Origin of the sequence: Frankia sp. Mgl5 (assembly GCF_023242985.1) — a bacterium.
Lineage (GTDB): Bacteria > Actinomycetota > Actinomycetes > Frankiales > Frankiaceae > Parafrankia > Parafrankia soli.
The window spans coordinates 1-251 of the sequence record NZ_JALKFY010000247.1; the positions used below are offsets into that span (position 1 = coordinate 1).

A 251-nucleotide genomic window follows, 5' to 3' on the forward strand; every position below is an offset into this window, starting at 1 on the left:
TCTTTTACCGTGATCGGTAAGGCAGACCCATTCGTTTTTTCCAGCATATGGCGGGTAATGGGGGATAAAAAGGCTTGCCACTCCGGCTCGCTTTTGGCTGCTGCCTGTGCAAATGCGAGCGGCGTCCCATCGAACACCAGCCTCCCCTGATCAAAAAACAGGATGCGGTCAGCCAGATGAAAAGTGCGGTCCAGCCGATGCTCACTCATCACGATGGTAAAGCCCCATTCTTCATGCAAACGCCTTAACGA

The 251-nt window shown here is 53.0% G+C and carries 1 pseudogene; it reads right to left on the minus strand.

Annotation, left to right across the window (positions count from 1 at the left end):
* A pseudogene (locus MXD62_RS09210) lies at window positions 1-251 on the minus strand (ABC transporter ATP-binding protein); the annotation flags it as partial.